The 17,215-nt window shown below is 65.5% G+C and carries 17 protein-coding genes; 5 read left to right on the forward strand and 12 right to left on the reverse strand.

What is annotated here, in order from left to right; translation table 11 throughout:
* Positions 1-413: 413 nt before the first annotated feature.
* Entirely contained in the window at positions 414-2,231 is a 1,818-nt protein-coding gene (lepA, locus tag ACRECX_RS05315; RefSeq protein ID WP_431557773.1) for a translation elongation factor 4, read from the reverse strand.
* Positions 2,232-2,408: 177 nt separating this feature from the next.
* Between lepA and ACRECX_RS05320 the strand changes: the two genes are divergently transcribed.
* Together ACRECX_RS05320 and ACRECX_RS05325 are read left to right on the forward strand one after the other, a co-directional pair.
* Positions 2,409-2,612 (forward strand): hypothetical protein, encoded by a 204-nt coding sequence (locus ACRECX_RS05320; RefSeq protein WP_431557774.1) that lies wholly within the window; start codon positions 2,409-2,411, stop codon positions 2,610-2,612.
* 197 nt (positions 2,613-2,809) lie between these two features.
* Positions 2,810-3,034 (forward strand): hypothetical protein, encoded by a 225-nt coding sequence (locus ACRECX_RS05325; RefSeq protein ID WP_431557775.1) that lies wholly within the window; start codon positions 2,810-2,812, stop codon positions 3,032-3,034.
* A gap of 60 nt (positions 3,035-3,094) precedes the next feature.
* On the opposite strand, the gene msrA is transcribed toward ACRECX_RS05325, so the two are convergent.
* On the reverse strand, positions 3,095-3,697 hold the full coding sequence (gene msrA / locus ACRECX_RS05330; RefSeq protein ID WP_431557776.1) for a peptide-methionine (S)-S-oxide reductase MsrA: 603 nt from the start codon (positions 3,695-3,697) through the stop codon (positions 3,095-3,097).
* 108 nt (positions 3,698-3,805) lie between these two features.
* Positions 3,806-4,633 (reverse strand): M10 family metallopeptidase C-terminal domain-containing protein, encoded by an 828-nt coding sequence (locus ACRECX_RS05335; RefSeq protein WP_431557777.1) that lies wholly within the window; start codon positions 4,631-4,633, stop codon positions 3,806-3,808.
* 259 nt (positions 4,634-4,892) lie between these two features.
* On the opposite strand from ACRECX_RS05335, the gene ACRECX_RS05340 reads away from it, so the two are divergent.
* Together ACRECX_RS05340 and ACRECX_RS05345 are read left to right on the forward strand one after the other, a co-directional pair.
* Positions 4,893-6,527, forward strand: coding sequence for a GMC family oxidoreductase (locus ACRECX_RS05340; protein WP_431557778.1), 1,635 nt, complete (start codon positions 4,893-4,895; stop codon positions 6,525-6,527).
* A gap of 14 nt (positions 6,528-6,541) precedes the next feature.
* The gene (locus ACRECX_RS05345; RefSeq protein ID WP_431557779.1) at positions 6,542-7,942 is read left to right on the forward strand and encodes a CapA family protein; all 1,401 of its coding nucleotides are present in this window, start codon (positions 6,542-6,544) and stop codon (positions 7,940-7,942) included.
* A gap of 19 nt (positions 7,943-7,961) precedes the next feature.
* Here ACRECX_RS05345 and pheT read toward each other — a convergent pair whose 3' ends face one another.
* The 6 genes from pheT to ACRECX_RS05375 all read right to left on the reverse strand — a co-directional run bounded on the left by pheT (position 7,962) and on the right by ACRECX_RS05375 (position 14,158).
* Positions 7,962-10,376: a phenylalanine--tRNA ligase subunit beta gene (gene pheT, locus ACRECX_RS05350; protein ID WP_431557780.1), complete on the reverse strand. Its 2,415-nt coding sequence runs from the start codon at positions 10,374-10,376 to the stop codon at positions 7,962-7,964.
* Position 10,377: 1 nt separating this feature from the next.
* Positions 10,378-11,466, reverse strand: coding sequence for a phenylalanine--tRNA ligase subunit alpha (gene pheS, locus ACRECX_RS05355; RefSeq protein ID WP_431557781.1), 1,089 nt, complete (start codon positions 11,464-11,466; stop codon positions 10,378-10,380).
* Between the two features lie 34 nt (positions 11,467-11,500).
* The gene (gene rplT, locus ACRECX_RS05360) at positions 11,501-11,860 is read right to left on the reverse strand and encodes a 50S ribosomal protein L20 (protein ID WP_431557782.1); all 360 of its coding nucleotides are present in this window, start codon (positions 11,858-11,860) and stop codon (positions 11,501-11,503) included.
* Between the two features lie 40 nt (positions 11,861-11,900).
* Positions 11,901-12,104 (reverse strand): 50S ribosomal protein L35, encoded by a 204-nt coding sequence (gene rpmI, locus ACRECX_RS05365; RefSeq protein WP_431557783.1) that lies wholly within the window; start codon positions 12,102-12,104, stop codon positions 11,901-11,903.
* A 160-nt stretch (positions 12,105-12,264) separates the two neighbouring features.
* Complete coding sequence (infC, locus tag ACRECX_RS05370) at positions 12,265-12,786, reverse strand: translation initiation factor IF-3 (RefSeq protein ID WP_431557784.1); 522 nt, start codon at positions 12,784-12,786, stop codon at positions 12,265-12,267.
* A gap of 148 nt (positions 12,787-12,934) precedes the next feature.
* Positions 12,935-14,158, reverse strand: coding sequence for a glycosyltransferase family 4 protein (locus tag ACRECX_RS05375; protein WP_431557785.1), 1,224 nt, complete (start codon positions 14,156-14,158; stop codon positions 12,935-12,937).
* Positions 14,159-14,208: 50 nt separating this feature from the next.
* Here ACRECX_RS05375 and ACRECX_RS05380 point away from each other — a divergent pair, with 50 nt between their 5' ends.
* Positions 14,209-15,009 (forward strand): alpha/beta hydrolase, encoded by an 801-nt coding sequence (locus ACRECX_RS05380; RefSeq protein WP_431557786.1) that lies wholly within the window; start codon positions 14,209-14,211, stop codon positions 15,007-15,009.
* Here the strand turns inward: ACRECX_RS05380 and ACRECX_RS05385 are convergent.
* From ACRECX_RS05385 to queG, 3 genes are read right to left on the reverse strand one after another with little or no spacing between them, the layout of a single operon-like run.
* Positions 14,994-15,200, reverse strand: coding sequence for a type II toxin-antitoxin system HicB family antitoxin (locus ACRECX_RS05385; protein ID WP_431557787.1), 207 nt, complete (start codon positions 15,198-15,200; stop codon positions 14,994-14,996). The genes ACRECX_RS05380 and ACRECX_RS05385 overlap by 16 nt on opposite strands.
* Complete coding sequence (locus ACRECX_RS05390) at positions 15,200-16,096, reverse strand: SDR family oxidoreductase (RefSeq protein ID WP_431557788.1); 897 nt, start codon at positions 16,094-16,096, stop codon at positions 15,200-15,202. The genes ACRECX_RS05385 and ACRECX_RS05390 overlap by 1 nt, the downstream gene beginning before the upstream one ends.
* Positions 16,093-17,211 (reverse strand): tRNA epoxyqueuosine(34) reductase QueG, encoded by a 1,119-nt coding sequence (gene queG / locus ACRECX_RS05395; RefSeq protein WP_431557789.1) that lies wholly within the window; start codon positions 17,209-17,211, stop codon positions 16,093-16,095. The genes ACRECX_RS05390 and queG overlap by 4 nt, the downstream gene beginning before the upstream one ends.
* Positions 17,212-17,215 lie beyond the last annotated feature (4 nt).

Here is a 17,215-nt window from a genome sequence, read left to right on the forward strand (position 1 = left end):
GCTTCACCCCGAAACCGGCCGCCCGGCTCGAAGCGCGGGAAGACGAGGCGGCCTGATGCAGCAAATTGGCTGGTGCTGGCGGGAGGAGGCGTATTCTTAGCTCGACTTCCCCCGTCGTGCTGCGATCCCTGTGGCGCGAATGGGAAGTGATATCTTTGTCGCTGTCAAGTACTTAGCGACCAATTGCACAACAATATCACAGTCTTGCCACAACTATGACCGGCAACGACTGGAAAACGGCAAGACCAGGGCAAGTCGATAACTTTGCATTAACCAAAACAACAATTGCCGCCGTCGGGTAAGACTCCGGGCGTAATCTTGGCGCAGCATTGGGGGCGGGTCGCAGGGATGCGCCCGCGCTCGTCCCTAACGCGCGTGAAGGCGAGTTGGTTTCGTGGGGTGAGGCGAGGCCGCTAATCGGCGTCCATCTTGAGCGCGGCGATGAACGCCTCTTGCGGGATGTCGACCCTGCCGAAGCTGCGCATCTTCTTCTTGCCCGCCTTCTGCTTCTCCAGCAATTTTCGCTTACGGGTGATGTCGCCGCCATAGCACTTGGCGGTCACGTCCTTCCTGAGCGCGCTGATCGTCTCGCGCGCGATGACCTTGCCGCCGATCGCCGCCTGGATCGGAATCTTGAACATGTGGCGCGGGATCAGGTCCTTCAGCTTCTCCACCATGGCGCGGCCGCGCGTCTCGGCGCGGCTGCGGTTGACGATCACCGACAGCGCGTCGACCGGCTCATCGTTGACGAGCAGCGCCATCCTCACGAGGTCGCCTTCCTCGTAGCCGATGATGTGGTAGTCGAACGAGGCATAGCCGCGCGAGACGGATTTGAGCCGGTCGTAGAAGTCGAACACCACCTCGTTGAGCGGCAGATCGTAGACAAGCATGGCGCGGCTGCCGGCATAGGTGAGCGTCTTCTGCCGCCCGCGCCGGTCTTCGCACAGCTTGAGCACCGAGCCGAGATGCTCGTCCGGCACGAGAATGGTCGCCTCGATCCACGGCTCTTCGATCTTGGCGATGCGTTGCGGCTCGGGCATGTCGGCCGGGTTGTGCAGCTCCTTCATCGTGCCGTCGGTGAGATAGACGCGGTAGATCACGGAGGGCGCCGTGGCGATGAGGTCGATGTTGAATTCGCGCTCCAGTCGCTCGCGCACGATCTCGAGATGCAACAGCCCGAGAAAGCCGCAGCGGAAACCGAAGCCGAGTGCCGCGGACGTTTCCATCTCGTAGTTGAAGCTCGCGTCGTTGAGGCGGAGCTTGGCCACCGCCTCGCGCAAATCCTCGAACTCGGATGCATCGACCGGAAACAGCCCGCAGAACACCACCGGCTGCGCCGGCTTGAAGCCTGCAAGCGCCGTCGCGGCGGGTTTCCGCTCGTCGGTGACGGTGTCGCCGACGCGCGTGTCCGCCACCTCGCGGATCGAGCCGGTGAAGAAGCCGATCTCGCCGGGTCCGAGCCGGTCGCGCATCTCTTGCTTGGGCCGGAAGATGCCGACCCGGTCGACCTGATAAGCGGCGCCCGTCGACATCAAGCGGATGCGCTGGCCTTTGGCGAGGACGCCGTCGATGATGCGCACCAAGACGACGACGCCGAGATAAGGATCGTACCAACTGTCGACGAGCAGCGCCTTGAGCGGCGCGTTGATCTCGCCCTTGGGCGCCGGCAGGCGATGCACGACGGCCTCCAGCACCTCCTCGACACCCTTGCCGGTCTTGGCCGAGATCTCCAGCGCGTCACGGGCGTCGAGACCGATCACGTCCTCGATCTGCTGGCGCACGCGGTCGGGCTCGGCGGCGGGGAGGTCGATCTTGTTCAGGACCGGCACAACCTCGTGATCATTGTCGAGCGCTTGGTAGACGTTGGCCAAGGTCTGCGCCTCGACGCCTTGCGTCGCGTCCACCACGAGGAGCGATCCCTCGCACGCAGCAAGCGACCGGTTCACCTCATAGGCGAAGTCGACGTGCCCCGGCGTATCGATCAGGTTGAGCTCGTAGAGCGCGCCGTCCTTGGCGCGATAGTCGAGGCGCACCGTCTGGGCCTTGATGGTGATGCCGCGCTCGCGCTCGAGCTCCATGGAATCCAGCACCTGCTCCTTCATTTCCCGCGCCGTAAGGCCGCCGCAGAGCTGGATCAGCCGGTCCGCGAGCGTCGACTTGCCGTGGTCGATATGGGCGATGACGGAGAAGTTGCGGATGCGGGAAAGGGGCGGCGCCTCGGATGCACTCATGGGCGGCTAGGTAGGGGAGCAGCAAGCCGCTGGTCAAGCCGCTCCCTGCGGCAATTGCGACCGTCCCCTGCGGCAATAAAGGCGAAACCATGGGAACGTTTGCCTCAAAAAGGCAGTTGTCAGGGTCTAGGCGGGGGCTGCTAGGAAGGTTCCTCCCAACCTGATTGGAGAGTCACAATGATCAAGAAGATGCTTCTCGCCGCGATTGCGGCAGGTCTCGTTTCCGCAACGACGCTCCCCCTGCAGACCGCTCCGGCCGAGGCCGCCGTCATGGCCGGCATGAGCTGTAAGGACGCCGCCAAGGCACAATATCCTGATGACCGCAAGACGCGGCACGAGTTCAAGAAGGCCTGCAAGGATGCCTGGAAGGCTTCCCAGTAGTCCAGGTCTCGCCTGAACTTGAGGCAAGTTGTAGGAAAGGGGGCCTTCGGGCCCCCTTTCTCATTGCGCGGAGATCAACCAATTCGCAAGGCCGCCCTGATACTGGCTTCCCGGCCTTGCAGTCCATTGACCGCGGGGCTCGAACCAGGCCTTATCGCGCCGGTGAACGCCGCGATTTATTCATGGGAGCAAATTCAATGCTGAAGAAGATGTTACTCGTTGCCGGCGCCTCTTTCGTCCTTGCCGGCGCCACGATGATCGCCGCGCCCGTTCCGGCCGAAGCCAGACACGGATGCGACGCACGGGCCGACGTGCTCTACCCGCACAACAAGCATGCGCGCAAGGGCTACAAGAAGTCCTGCAAGGTCGACCACCGGGCCTGGAAGAAGCGTAACAACAAGGGCATCTGGATCGTTCTCTGAATCCGGCTCTTGCCGAATGATTGAAGAGGGTCCCGCCGGTGCGGGGCCCTTTTCGTTTTGTCAGCTCTGCTTATCGCCCCAGATCTCGGCAAGCCGCTGGGCGCGCCCGCAATTCCACTTGTAGAACTTGTAACTCACCGGATTTAGCGTGTGGTAGTCCTGGTGATAGTCCTCGGCGTCGTAGAACGTCGTCACCGGCTTGATCGCGGTCGCGACCTCCTGCTTGAAGCGGCCGGCGATGTCCTGCTTGGTGGTCTCGGCTTGCGTCTTCTCCTCATCGTCCGACACGAACACGACGGTCTTATAGGCCGGCCCCTTGTCACAGAACTGTCCGGTGGGGTCGAACGGGTCGACGTTGCGCCAGAAGTGGTCGAGCAGCTCGGCGTAGCTCACCTTGGACGGGTCGTAGGTCACCTTGACGGCCTCGACATAGCCCTCGTGGCTGCCATAGGTGGGATCGGGCGTCGTGCCGCCGGCATAGCCCGACACGGTCTCGGTCACGCCCTCCACATGGTCGTAAACGTCCTCCACGCACCAGAAGCAGCCGCCGGCGAAGATTGCGGTCTTGGTCTCCGCCGCCCGCGCGTCGTATGCCCCGCAGGCGAGAATAAACGCGGCCAGGAAGATGGCCGTCAGGCTTGCGCAAATCGTCCGCGCGATCATGGGAGCTCTCCTATTCATGTCCGATCAGAACGATAAGGAGAGCTTGCCCGCCGGCATAGTGGCTCTCGCGCGACCGTGAATTGAATTGATGCAGGCCGGCCGGTGCCGCTATAGCAGGAAATCATCGGTATCGAGGGTACCTATGTTTGCAATCTTGACCCGGAAGTCCGCAGTCCCGTCGCCGTTGACGTCGCCCTCGAGGACGCCTGCGGCAAAGCGAAGCTCGCCGGCCGTGTTGGTAAAATCGGCATCGCCAACGAACGTGAACGCCTGATTGTCAGCTTGAGTCGTATCAGCGTCGATGCCGCGGAGATCGACACGGTCGCCCTGGCTGCGGCTGAAATTGAGAATGGTGTCGGCAGCCGAAACCTTGCTGTCGCTCAGTTTCTCGAACACAAACCGATCGCGGCCCGTGCCGCTGGACATCACGTCCTTGCCGGCGCCGCCGATCAGTACGTCGTTGCCCTTGTTGCCGATCAGCCGGTCGTTACCTTGGCCGCCGTCGATCGTATCGCTGCCGCGGTTGCCGTCGAGGTAGTCGTTGCCGTCGCGCCCATCGAGCTCGTCCGACTTCCACCCCGAGCGGATCTTGTCGCGCCCATCATCGCCCTTGAGTTCGTAGGGCTGGTTCCTGAAGAAGTTCTCAAGTCCGCTGCCGCTGAGCGCCGTCGACACCTTGAGGCGCGGCGAGAAATCCACGTCGAGGAGATGACTGGATCCCTTGTCGATGATGAATTGCCGAATCGTACCGCTGGTCGGTACGTCGCCTATGTACTTGAAGCCCGAGCCCGTTGCGTGGAGTGTAATGTTATGGCCGCGATCCTCGAGGTCGAAGCGCGAGGAGCCGTGCGGCTCGGGGTCGCCGTGCTTGGCATGGTCGATCAAGGCGTTGATGTCGACTCCCTTGGCGGTGAGGACTCTGAGTTTGATGGTCATGGTGTGTCCCGAGGGGCCATGCGGGATAGGCCGGCCTAAGCGCCTTCGGCTTGGACTAAGTGTCTAGAAAGCTTCATTGGAAAGCACCTAACGAAGCCTAATCTTCGCCATGCAAATTTGATGAATTGGCCCAGGGATGCCCCTCCTGTCCCCCGTGCCTTGGCCTGTGGCCCGCCGATTGCTAAGCCATGAGGCACAAACCAGCGAGCGCCCTTCTCGAGCCATCATGCACCAGCGCCTTTCACTGCCTACGAGCGCGATGAAGCCGGCCTACGATGTAGTCGTGGTCGGGTCCGGCTATGGCGGCGGCGTGTCGGCCTCGCGGCTGTCGCGCGCCGGCCAGCGCGTCTGCGTCATCGAGCGGGGCCGGGAGTTCCCGACCGGCGCCTTTCCCAGCCGCCTGCCTGAGCTTCGCCGCGAGCTGCAATTGAACGGCGGAAAGATTCGGTCCGGCTCGCGCGCCGGACTGTTCGATTTCCGGCTCGGCTCCGACATCCATGTGCTGGTGGGCTGCGGCCTTGGCGGCGGCTCGCTGATCAATGCCGGCGTCGGCCTGCGGCCCGATGCCCGTGTGTTCGCCGACCGGTCCTGGCCGGAGGCTGTCCGCAACGACGGCCTGCTCGATCTCGGCTTCGAGCGGGCTAGAGCCATGCTGCGCCCCTCCCGCTACGGCAAGGCGCCGGAGCTGACCAAGTATCGCGCGCTCGAAGCGGCGAGCGCGGCGTTCGGCGAGCCCCCTGTGGCCGCGCCCGTCGTGGTGAGCTTCGAGGACACCGTCAACCCGGCCGGCGTGGCGCAGCCTGCCTGCACCTTGTGTGGCGATTGCTGCTCGGGCTGCAATGTCGGCGCCAAGAACACTGTGGCCATGACCTATCTTCCCGACGCGCACGCCCACGGCGCCGAGATCTTCACCGAGCTCACGGTGAGTCGCGTGGAGAAGCGCGATGGCGGTTGGCGCGTTCACTTCACGCCCTCCGAAGAGAAGGATGCGGCGCCTGCCTTCGTCGACGCCAGGACCGTGGTCCTCGCCGCCGGCACGCTCGGCTCGACCGAAATCTTGCTGCGCTCGCGCGAGCAGGACCTCGATCTCTCTGACCGGCTGGGGGAGGGCTTCTCCGCCAATGGCGACATCATCGCCTTCGCCCTTGGCGGGCGCGAGCGGGTCAACGGTGTCGGCGTCGGCGAGCCGCCGAAATATGTGGGCGACACCATCGGCGCCTGCGTCGCCGGACAGATCGAGCTGCCCGACCGCGAGCGGCTCGATTACAGCATGATCATCCAGGAGGGCGTGCTGCCCTCGGCGCTCGCGCCGCTGCTGCCGGTCTTCTTCATCTCGGGCGGGCGCCTGCTCGGCGCGGCGCAGAGCCTCATCAAAGGCGTCTATCAAGGCCCGCTGTCGCACCTCCACACCTTCTTCGTCGTGTCCCATGACGACGCCAAGGGCCGCATCATGCTCGACAACGGCGGCGCGCAGGTCCATTGGCCCAATGTCGCCGATCAGCCGGTCTACGCGCGCGTCGACGCGGCGCTGACCAAGGCGGCCGAAGCTGTCGGCGCGCGCTACATCAAGAGCCCGCTTGCCGCGACCAGCATGGGCGTCAAGCCCGCGACGGCGCATCCGCTCGGCGGCTGCGGCATGGGCGAGGATGCCGCGCAGGGCGTGGTCAACCACAAATGCCAAGTGTTTGCCGGAACGAGTGGCGAGGCGGTTCACGCCGGGCTCTATGTCTGCGACGGCGCGGTCATTCCGCGCTCCATCGGCGTCAATCCGCTGCTCACCATCACCGCGCTCGCTGAACGCGCCATGGTTCACCTTGCTCGCGACCACAATCTGGGATTCGATGTGAACTCGATTCGCCAGGCAGAAAAGGCCAAGTCAGAGCTTATGACATGAGGGCCGTCTGACCCATGCCAAGCCGCCTGCTACAGCCCCTTGGCGCCGCGGCGGCAATTGTGGCGCTCGTTGCCGGAGCGAGCGCGCTTAAGGGCGCGGCCCGGCTTCAGCCTTGCGCCAGCACGGAAGTGACCGCCTCGATCGGCGCCGCTGCGGCGGACCAGCCGGGGCCCGATCGTCTCACCATCGTGCTCGCGGGCGATGCCGGCTTCAATCCCAAGGGCGAAGCGGTCGCGCCGGAAGGGTTTCGCGACAAAGATAAGAAGCTGATGAGCTTCCCCGAGACGCTCTCGGGAATTGCCAAGGATGTCGACGGCGATCTCGCCTTCGTCAATCTCGAGACCGTTGTCACCGACCGCAACGATCTCGTCCCCGACTCCAAGGGACAGACCTCGCCCTACAACTTCAAGAGTCACCCGCTGGCGCTGAAGGCCCTCATCGACGCGGGCTTCAATCTGTTCTCCCTCGCCAACAATCATTCCATGGATTACGGCGCGAACGGCGCCGAGGAGACGCTCTACCACATGGCCGTGGCCGCGGCGGAGCGAGCCATCGCCTATGCCGGCATCGGCACCAATTTCGAGGAGGCGACGCGGCCCGGCTGCCTCGAACTCGGCGACGTCACGTTCGGGTTCGGCGCGACCGGCATCGTCACCGGCCAGCGCGACGAGCATCGTGCCGGCGAGAACAAGCCGGGACAGGCGGAGTATCGGCACCGGCCCGATTTCGAGCTGATCGTGAACCGGCTCGCAGGGCTTCCGGTCGACTACCGCATTCTCTCCATCCATTACGGGCTGGAGGGCCGGGTGGTGCCGGACAAGCGGCAGCTGGACGAGTGGCGTGGCTACGCCGCGCGCGACAGGGGTATCGACCTCATCGTCGGTCACCATCCCCACGTGGCGCAAGGCGTGGAGCTCGCCGGGGGATCGCTGATCTTCTACGGGCTCGGCAACTTCATCCATCCGGGCACGACCGAGATGACCCGCTTCGGCGTCTGCCGCGATTATGGCCTCATGGCAAAAGTGCATCTTGCGCGCATCGACGGCGACTGGCGCATCGCGGCGATCGAGGCGATTCCGCTCACCAAGACGCATATGCGCCCCGAGCGCTTCAGCCCGCAGGAAGGGGTGCGGCGCATCTATGCGCTGAACCATCTCGGCGCGCAGCTCAGCGACGGCGCAACGGCGGAAGGCGTTCGCTTCACCCCGCGCGCCGACGGCACCGGCCTCTATTGCACGCCGGACGCGGCGGCGCTCGGCGGCAAGCAGGGCGCGCTCTGCGCCTCTTGGCGTCCCGCACCGGCCATCCCCAAGAAGCTCGGTCGACAACTCGCCGCGGCCTGCGCCGATAAGCCGTTCTATGGCGCCGGCGACAAGCAGCGCGCCCCGTCGCCCTTCGGCGGCATCCGCCGCTAGCGCGCCGCACCATGGCGGCCTAGCCCCGCAACACCCCGCCTGTGGCTTTGACGATCGCGGCCACCACTTTCTCCGCCACCGCCTCGATCTCGGCGTCGGTCAAGGTCTTGTCGCGCGGCTGCAAGGTCACCTCGATGGCGATCGACTTCTTGCCCTGCGGCACGCCCTGGCCGGTGAACACGTCGAACACCCGCGTCTCGGCGATCAGCGCGCGGTCGGCGCCCAGGGCCGCCCGCACCATGTCGCCGGCCGCGACCCCTTCATCGACCAGGAAGGCGAAGTCGCGGCGCACGGCTTGCAGGTCCGAGGCATCGAGCGCCGGCTTCGCCGTACCCTTTAGTTTCGCCACCGGCAGATCGTCGAGATAAAGCTCGAAGGCGGAAATCGGCGCCTCCGCGCCCAGCGCGGCGAGCGTGTTGGGATGGATCTCACCGAACACCCCGAGCGTGACCTTTGGCCCGAGCTTGAGCGCGCCGGAGCGCCCGGGATGGAACCAGGCGGTCGCCTCGCGCGTAACCGTGAAGCTCGACTGATCGAGGCCGAGCGCGGAAAGCGCCGCCACAGCGTCCGCCTTGGCGGCGAATACATCTGCGGCAGGGGCTTCGCCCGACCAGTGGCGGCCTGAGCCTGTAAGCGCCGCATGGCCGTAGCGAACGCCGGCCGCGGCAACGAACTGGTCTTCAGGCCGGGCGCCCCGATAGGCTTGCCCAAGCTCGAACAGGGCGCCGTCGGCGAAGCCTCTGTCGCGGTTCCGCTTGGCGGCGCCGATCAGCCCCGGCAGGAGGCTCGGCCGCATTTCTGCCAGCTCGCTTGAAATCGGATTGTCGAGGGTGAGCGCGGGCTTGCCGCCGCCGAATAGTTTGGCCTCTGTCGGCGCCACGAACGACCAAGTCACCGCTTCGACGAAGCCGCGGGCGGCCAGCAGCCGGCGCACGAGTCTCTGGCGCCGTTGCGCCTCGGTAAGCACGGGTGCCGCGACGCCAGACTGGCGGGGCAGGGGGGTCGCCGGCACGCGATCGACACCGACGAGGCGGACCACCTCCTCAACGAGATCGGCGGGGCCGCTGATATCCGGTCGCCAGGAGGGTGGCGTGGCTTTCACCGCCTTGGTCTTGCCGTCGAGCGCCACGCCGAGCGCCGCAAGCCGCCGCTTGATGTCCTGATGGGGGAGCGCCAGCCCGCTCAAGCGCGCGATCTCGCCGAGGTCGAACTTGAACGGCGCATTCGGCTTCGGCGTCTTGCCGGCGACCGTGATCTTGCTCGCAGCGCCGCCGCAGATGTCGAGCACCATGAGGGTGGCAAGCTCGAGCCCCGGGATCACGAACTCCGGATCGACGCCGCGCTCGAAGCGATAACGCGCGTCGGACTGGATGTTGAGCATGCGCCCGGTGCGCGCCGTGCGTTTCGGATCGAAATAGGCCGACTCGATGAAGACGTTGGTCGTGGCTTCCGTGCAGCCGGTATCCTCCCCGCCGATCACCCCGCCAAGCCCAAGCACGCGCGTCTCGTCGGCAATCACGCACATCTGCGCGTCCACCTCGTAGGTCTTGCCGTCGAGGGCGAGGAAACTCTCGCCCTTTTTGCCAAGCCGCGCGCGGATCGCGCCGACCAACTTGTCGGCGTCGTAGACGTGGAGCGGCCGCCCGCGGCCATACGAGATGTAGTTGGTGATATCGACCAGCGCGTTGATGGGGCGAAGGCCGATCGCTTTCAGCTGCCGTTGCAGCCATGCTGGGCTCGGGCCGTTCCTGACGCCGCGCACCAGGCGTCCTGCGAAAATCGGGCAGGCGCTCGCCGTCTCCGTGGTGAATTCGAGCGTGATCGGAATGGGGTTGGCGAAGCCGCCCTTGACCGGCTTGACCGTGTCCCTCTTCAGCTTGCCGAGACCTGCGGCGGCGAGGTCGCGGGCGACGCCGCGCACGCCGAGGCAGTCGGGCCGGTTCGGCGTGATGGCGATGTCGAACACCGCATCGTCAAGGCCGAGCGCCTTGGCGGCGGGTCTCCCCACCTTGGCCTTCGCGGCAAGCTCGATGATGCCCGTGTGCTCGTCGGACAGCTCGAGCTCGCGCTCCGACAGCATCATGCCGCTCGACTCGACGCCCCTGATCTTCGCCTTGGTGAGCGTGAGGTCGATGCCAGGCACGTAGGCGCCCACCGGCGCGAACACGCCCTTCATCCCGGCCCGCGCGTTCGGCGCGCCGCACACGACCTGCAGCCGCTCCGTGCCGGTGTCGACCTCCAGCACCTGCAGCTTGTCGGCGTCGGGATGCTTCGCAGCCTTGACCACCTCCGCCACGCGGAAATCCTTGAGCGCGGTGGCGGGGTCGAACACGTCTTCGACCTCGAGCCCGATACGGGTCAAAGTCTCGGCGATCTCGGCCACGCTCGCCTTCGTGTCGAGATGCTCCTTCAGCCAGGACAGCGTGAATTTCATGTCAGGCGCTCAGACCGGCGGCGAGGGTGGGGATTGCGAGCGGCGCAAAGCCGTAATGCTTGAGCCAGCGTAGATCGCCGGAGAAGAACGCGCGCAAATCCGGCATGCCGTATTTCAGCATGGCGATGCGGTCGATACCCAAGCCGAAGGCGAAGCCCTGGTATTTCGCCGGGTCGAGATTCACGGCACGCAGCACATTGGGATGCACCATGCCGCAGCCGAGGATCTCAAGCCACTGGTCGCCTTCGCCGATCTTGATCTCATCGCCGATCTTGGCGTAGCCGATATCGACCTCCATGGACGGCTCGGTGAACGGGAAGTGGCTCGCGCGGAAGCGCATCTTCACCTCCGGCACCTCGAAGAACGCCTTGCAGAACTCCTGCAGCACCCATTTCAGGTGGCCAAGATGAGTCTCCTCGTCGATTACCAGCCCTTCGACCTGATGGAACATCGGCGTGTGGGTCTGATCGGAATCGCAGCGATAGACGCGGCCCGGCGCGATGATGCGGAGCGGCGGCTTCTGCTTGAGCATGGTGCGGATCTGCACCGGGCTCGTATGGGTGCGCAGCAGAGCGCGCGTCCCGTCCGGCCCTTCGGCGAAGTAGAACGTGTCGTGGTCCTGGCGGGCGGGATGCTCCGGCGGCATGTTGAGCGCGGTGAAATTGTTGAAGTCGGTCTCGATGTCGGGGCCTTCGGCAATCGAAAAGCCCATATCGGCGAATATCTCGGTGATCTCGTCGGTGACCTGGCTCACGGGATGGATGCGGCCTTCGGCGATGGGGCCCTCGCGCACCGGCAAGGTGACGTCGGCGCGCTCATGCGCGAGCTTCGCGGCAGTGGCGGCGCTGGCAAGCTCCAGCCGCTTTGCCTCAAGCGCGTCCGCCACGGCGGTCTTTACAGTGTTGACGGCCTGGCCGAAGTCGCGGCGCTCTTCCGGCGGCATGGCCCCCAGAAGCTGCATCAGCTCCGACACGCGGCCCTTCTTGCCGAGCGCGGCGATGCGCACCTCCTCCAGCGCGCCGAGATCGGCGGCGCGCGAGATCGCCTCAAGCAGCTCTGATTGCAGGCTGTCGAGCTCTGGCGCGCTCATGGCTTCCGGCTCCCCTGGCCCGGCGAGGCGGGCCTCACGCCCGCGCGGCGGCTGAGGCAGCCTCGACCAGACCCTGGAAGGTTTGCGGCTCGTGCACGGCGATATCGGCCAGTACCTTGCGGTCGAGCTCGATCCCGGCCTTCTTCAGGCCGTCGATCAGCCGCCCATAGGTCATGCCGTTGGCGCGCGCGGCGGCGTTGATGCGCTGGATCCACAGCGAGCGGAACGTGCGCTTCTTCACCTTGCGGTCGCGATAGGCGTACTGGCCGGCCTTCTCGACGGCCTGGCGGGCGACGCGGATGGTATTCTTGCGGCGGCCGTAATACCCCTTGGCCTGCTTTAGCACCTTGCGGTGTTTGGCATGGGAGGTAACGCCGCGTTTCACACGGGACATAGCAGTGCTCCTTAAGCGTTAAGGTCTCGCCCTTCGGGCCCTAGCGGGCATAGGGGAGGAAGTTCTTCTTCACGATCTTGGCGTCTTCGTCCGACAGGACCATCGTTCCACGCGCGGTTCGGATGAACTTGGTGGGGCGCTGGATCATGCCGTGACGCTTCCGCGAGGCCTGGCATTTCACCTTGCCGGACGCCGTGACTTTGAAGCGCTTCTTGGCACCGCTCTTGGTCTTGAGCTTGGGCATTTGGCTTCCTTAACTTTGGGCCGCGGCAGGCTAGCCGCCCGGCGTTCTTGAACATGATGCTTGGAAAGCATGTGAGCCGCCACGGCATGCCCTGCCGGGCGGCTCCTTGAAGGGCGGGTTATAGGGGGAATCCGGGCCCGATGGCAAGCGGCTGGACCGCCTAGCGCGGCGCCAGCACCATGACCATCTGCCGCCCTTCCAGGCGCGGCTCCGACTCGACCTTGGCCACTTCCGAGGTGTCCTGCTTGACCCGGTCGAGCAGTTGCGCGCCAAGCTCCTGATGGGCCATCTCGCGACCCCTGAAGCGGAGCGTCACCTTGACCTTGTCACCTTCCTCGAAGAAGCGGTTCATCGAGCGCATCTTCACGTCGTAGTCGTGGGTGTCGATGTTCGGCCGCATCTTGATCTCCTTGATCTCGACGGTGCGCTGCTTCTTGCGCGCCTCGGCGGCCTTTTTCTGCGCCTGGTACTTGTATTTGCCGTAATCCAGGATCTTACACACCGGCGGCTCGGAGTTCGGCGCGATCTCGACGAGATCGAGCCCGGCCTCCACCGCGCGCGCGAGTGCGTCTTCGATCTCGACCACGCCGACGTTCTGACCACTGGCGTCAATGAGCTGGATTTTTGGAGTATCGATACCCTCGTTGATACGGGGGCCTCCCCGGTCGGGGGTGAGCTTCATGGGCCGTCTTACGATGTTTCATTCTCCTCTATTGAACGGCGCCCTCGCCGCGGCGAGGCACGGGGCGCGCATGAACTGACGTATGTCCTGCACTTCTACAGGATGGGAAACGGGCCTGACAAGTCATGCCTTGCCGGCCAAGAGCCTGTCATGCGCCGTCCCCGACGCCTTCCGCTGCCTGGTAGAGGGGCGGATTTTCGAACAGTTCGGCCAGCTTGGTGCCGAGCAGTTCATCGTAGACGGCGAGTGTCTTCGCCTGCATCTGGCCCAAGTCGAACTTGCTGCTCACGCGTACTCGCGCACGTGCGCCGATCGCCGCGCGCTCGTCCGGCGTCAAATCCAGCGCGCGTTTGATGCGTTCTGCCAGAGCCGGCGCATCGCCGGGCGGCGCAAGCCAGCCGGTGAATGCGTTTGCGTCGTGTTCGGCCGCGACGATCGTCTCCGGCAGGGCGCCGATATCCGAGACGATGACGGGACAGCCCATAGCCTGCGCCTCGATGCTCGTCCGGCCGAACGTCTCGGGCACGAGGGAGGGCACGACAGCGGCGTGAGAGGCAAGAAAGGCCACCGGCATGTCGCCGCAATGGCCGACTAGCCGCGCCTTGTCGCCTAGACCGTGGCGCGCGATGAGATCGTTCAGTTCTTGGCGGTACCCTTCGCGTCCATCACCGACGAAAATCAGGACGGCACCTTCGAAGGCGCCATCCTGGACGAGTCGCCGCACGGCCTCGATGGTCTGCCGTTGCCCTTTGATGCCGGAGAGCCGCGCCGCGTGCAGCACGACCTTCGTCTCGGGCGCGATACCCCACGTCTCGCGAAGCCGCGCCACGGGTCCCGGCGGCACGACGAACGGATCGAAGATCGCGCCGTCAATGCCGCGATAGATCACGCGGGTGCGCGCCCCGGCCGCCTGCTGCCGTGACATGATGAGGTTCGCCGTATAGCGGGAGTTGGCGATGACGCGGTCGCCCCGCCCCATGACGCTGTTGTAGACCGCTTTCACCGGACCCGGATTGCCGTAGGCGCCGTGATAGGTCGTGACCAGCGGGCGCTTGGTCCAGCGCGCGGCGATGAGCGCGCTCCACGCCGGCGCCCGGCTCCGCGCATGGACGAGCGCGATGTTGCGCTCTTCGATGAGCCGCGCCAGCCGCCTGGCGTTGGCGAGTATGGTGACGGGGCTCTTGCTGGCCATGGGCATTTCGATGACCTCGCCGCCGGCGCGCGTGACGGCGGCCGCCATCCTCCCGCCTTCGCTGGCGACAAGGGGGGTCGCGCCGGCGCGGGCGAGCGCCTCGGCGATCTCGATGGTCGATTGCTCGCTACCCCCGGTTTCGAGCCGGGGGACGACCTGGAGTATGGTCACGTTTGCCATCACGGGAATGTCTTTGGCGAAAAACCTTGTTCGCGCTACGGCTGATTTGAATGGACCAGCAAGAACCACAATTCCTCGAGGTCGGCCAAGGGCCTAAACGCCGCCGACTCGCCTACGCTCTCGCCGATTCCGGCCCCGGAGGCTCCGGCCTCGCGCTTCTGTGGCTCCCAGGCTTTCTCTCCGACATGGTGAGCACCAAGGCGCTGGCGCTCGCCGATTGGGCGGAGGCGCGCGGCCATTCCATGCTCCGCTTCGACTATTCGGGCCACGGGCTGTCGCCGGGGAATCTGCTCGAAGCCTCGATCGGCGATTGGTTGGAGGAGGCCACTTCCATGCTCGGTCTCCTGAAAGGCAAGCGCGTGATCGTCATCGGCTCGTCCATGGGTGGCTGGATTGCCCTCTTGCTCGCCCGTGCGCTTGCGAAGTCGGGCGGTGTACCACTGGCGGCCCTCGTACTTATCGCGCCGGCCTGGGACATGACCGAAAAACTGATGTGGGAGAAGATGTCGGAGAAGACGCGGCGGCTCGTGGAGACGGAAGGCCTGTATTACGCGCCGTCGCTCTACGGCGATCCCTATCCCATCACCAAGCACCTGATCGACGAGGGCCGGAAGCATCTCGTCGTTGGAGGCGGCATCGAGGTCGGCGCCCCGGTGCGCATCCTGCAAGGCATGCGCGATCCTGACGTGCCCTGGCAACACGCGCTGGCGCTGGTCGATCTCCTCGCGAGCGACGACGTCCAGCTGACTCTCGTCAAGGACGGCGATCACCGCCTCTCGGAGCCCGGCGACCTGCGCCGCTTGGAGGCAACGGTTGCGGCACTTGTCGAGCGTGTTCAGGACTCGACGTAGTCTGCAATGCTGGTTGCGGCAGGGACCTCCAGGCCATCAGTTTTGAGCCCCTCAGTATGGAAGCGGATTGCCGCGCCAATTTCCTCCTCGACGGCCTCGACGGTTTCCCCAGTGGCGACGCAGCCTGGGAGGTCCGGCACGTAAGCCGAATAGTTTCCATTCCCCTTCTCGATCACGATCGCGTAGCGCATCAAAGCTTCTCCTTGAGTCTCGCTTGCGATTGATGCTCCGGAAAAAGCGAAGCGAGGCCTTCACGGTAGGTGGGATAGCGCAAAGTCACGCCGAGCTCCGATTTTATCAGCTGATTGCCGATCCGGCGGCTGCCTTCATAGAAGCTCCGCGCCATGGGCGTGAGGTCGGCTTCGGCGAACTCAACCTCGGGCGGCGGCGTCATGCCGATCATCTTCGCCGCGTGGGCGACCACGTCGCCAGGCGCCGCCGGCTCGTCGTCGGCGACATTGTAGATGGCGCCCGCCCGTGGCCGGGCGATCGACGCTTCGAGCACGCTCGCGATGTCCTCCACATGGATGCGGCTGAATACCTGCCCGTCTTTATTGATGCGCCGCGCCGTGCCCGCGCGGAGCTTGTCGAATACGCTTCGGCCGGGGCCGTAGATGCCGGCGAGGCGAAACACCTGCACGGGGACGCCGGTTTCCGTGCCGAATGCAAGCCACGCCTGCTCCGCCGCGACCCGTGCCTCGGTACGCGCACTGTTCGGCGTGGGCGCCGTGTCCTCGTCACACCACTGACCCTGCTGATCGCCATAGACGCCGACCGTGGAGAGATAGCCGATCCACTGAAGGCTCCCCAGCTTGGCAAGGTCGTCGCGGTAGTGGGCGAGAACAGGATCGCCTCCCGGGCCCGGCGGAATCGAGTGGAGGAGATGCGTGGCGCCTTGAAGCTCGGTCACAAGCTCTTGGTTGCCCGGCTCTCCGGCGAAGCGGACTGCCGCATAGCCCCTCGCCTTGAGTTGTCCTGCCTTCGCCGCGTCACGCGCCGTTCCGGCGATCCCCCACCCTTGGCGCGCGAGCCGCGCTGCCAGCGCCTGCGCCGAAAAGCCGAGCCCGAAGGCGAACAGGCGGCTCACGCTGCGGCCCCCAGCCACTCGCCGCGCACAACAGGATCTGGCTCGCCCGCCGCGAACGAGGTGCGCAACGCATGCAAGCGCTGTGGCGCAAGGCGGCCGAGCGCCCACACGGCCATGGCCCGCACCAAGGGCGAGTCGTCGAGGAGCCGCGCCTCCACCAGCGGTACGAGGCTCCTGTCGTTCGAATTGCCTGCGGCGATCAGCACGTTGCGCATGAAGCGGTTGCGGCCCGTGCGCCTGATCGGCGTGCCGCGAAAGCGCTCGCGGAATGCCGCATCGTCAAGCGCGAGCAGTTCGGCGAGTGCCGGGCTGTCGCATTCAGCGCGCATGGCGAGTCTCGCCTCACGCGCGGTCCTTGCGAACTTGTTCCACGGGCACACGGCGAGGCAATCGTCGCAGCCGAAGATGCGGTTGCCCATGGCGGCCCGATAGCGCGGCGCGATGTGTCCTTTGTGCTCGATGGTGAGATAGGAGATGCACGCCCGCGCGTCGATTTGGTACGGCGCGGTGAAGGCGCCGGTCGGGCACACATCGAGACAACGACGGCACGCACCGCAATGATCTTGCTCCGGTGCGTCAGGCGCAATCTTCGCGGTGGTGAAGATCGAGCCGATGAACAGCCAGGAGCCCAACTCACGCGACACGAGATTGGTGTGCTTGCCCTGCCAGCCGAGACCCGCGCGTGCCGCGAGCGGCTTCTCCATCACCGGCGCGGTGTCGACGAACACCTTCACCTCGCCGCCGGCGAGTGCCTGGACGCGGCCAGCCAACGCCTTCAGCTTCGCCTTGAGCACGTCGTGATAGTCGGCACCCTGGGCGTAGATCGAGATGGCCCCGCGCGACTTCTCATCGAGAATGGCGAGCGGGTCGCCGCCGCGCCCGTAGTTCAGCCCGAGCACGACAACGCTGCGCGCGTCCGGCCATAGCGCGCGGGGGGCTTTGCGACGGTCGGCGGTGTCGGCGAGCCACGCCATGTCACCTTGACGCCCGTCCGCCAGGAATTGGTCGAGCGCCGCGCCTGCGCCGTCGACGGCATCGGCCGAGGTGAAGCGCACGGCATCGAAGCCGAGTCGCCCGGCCTCCTCAGCGATTTGCGATTTCAGTGTCTGTGCCATGCCC

The sequence above is a fragment of the Methyloceanibacter sp. genome (genome assembly GCF_050726195.1).
In the GTDB taxonomy this organism is placed as follows: Bacteria; Pseudomonadota; Alphaproteobacteria; order Rhizobiales; family Methyloligellaceae; genus Methyloceanibacter.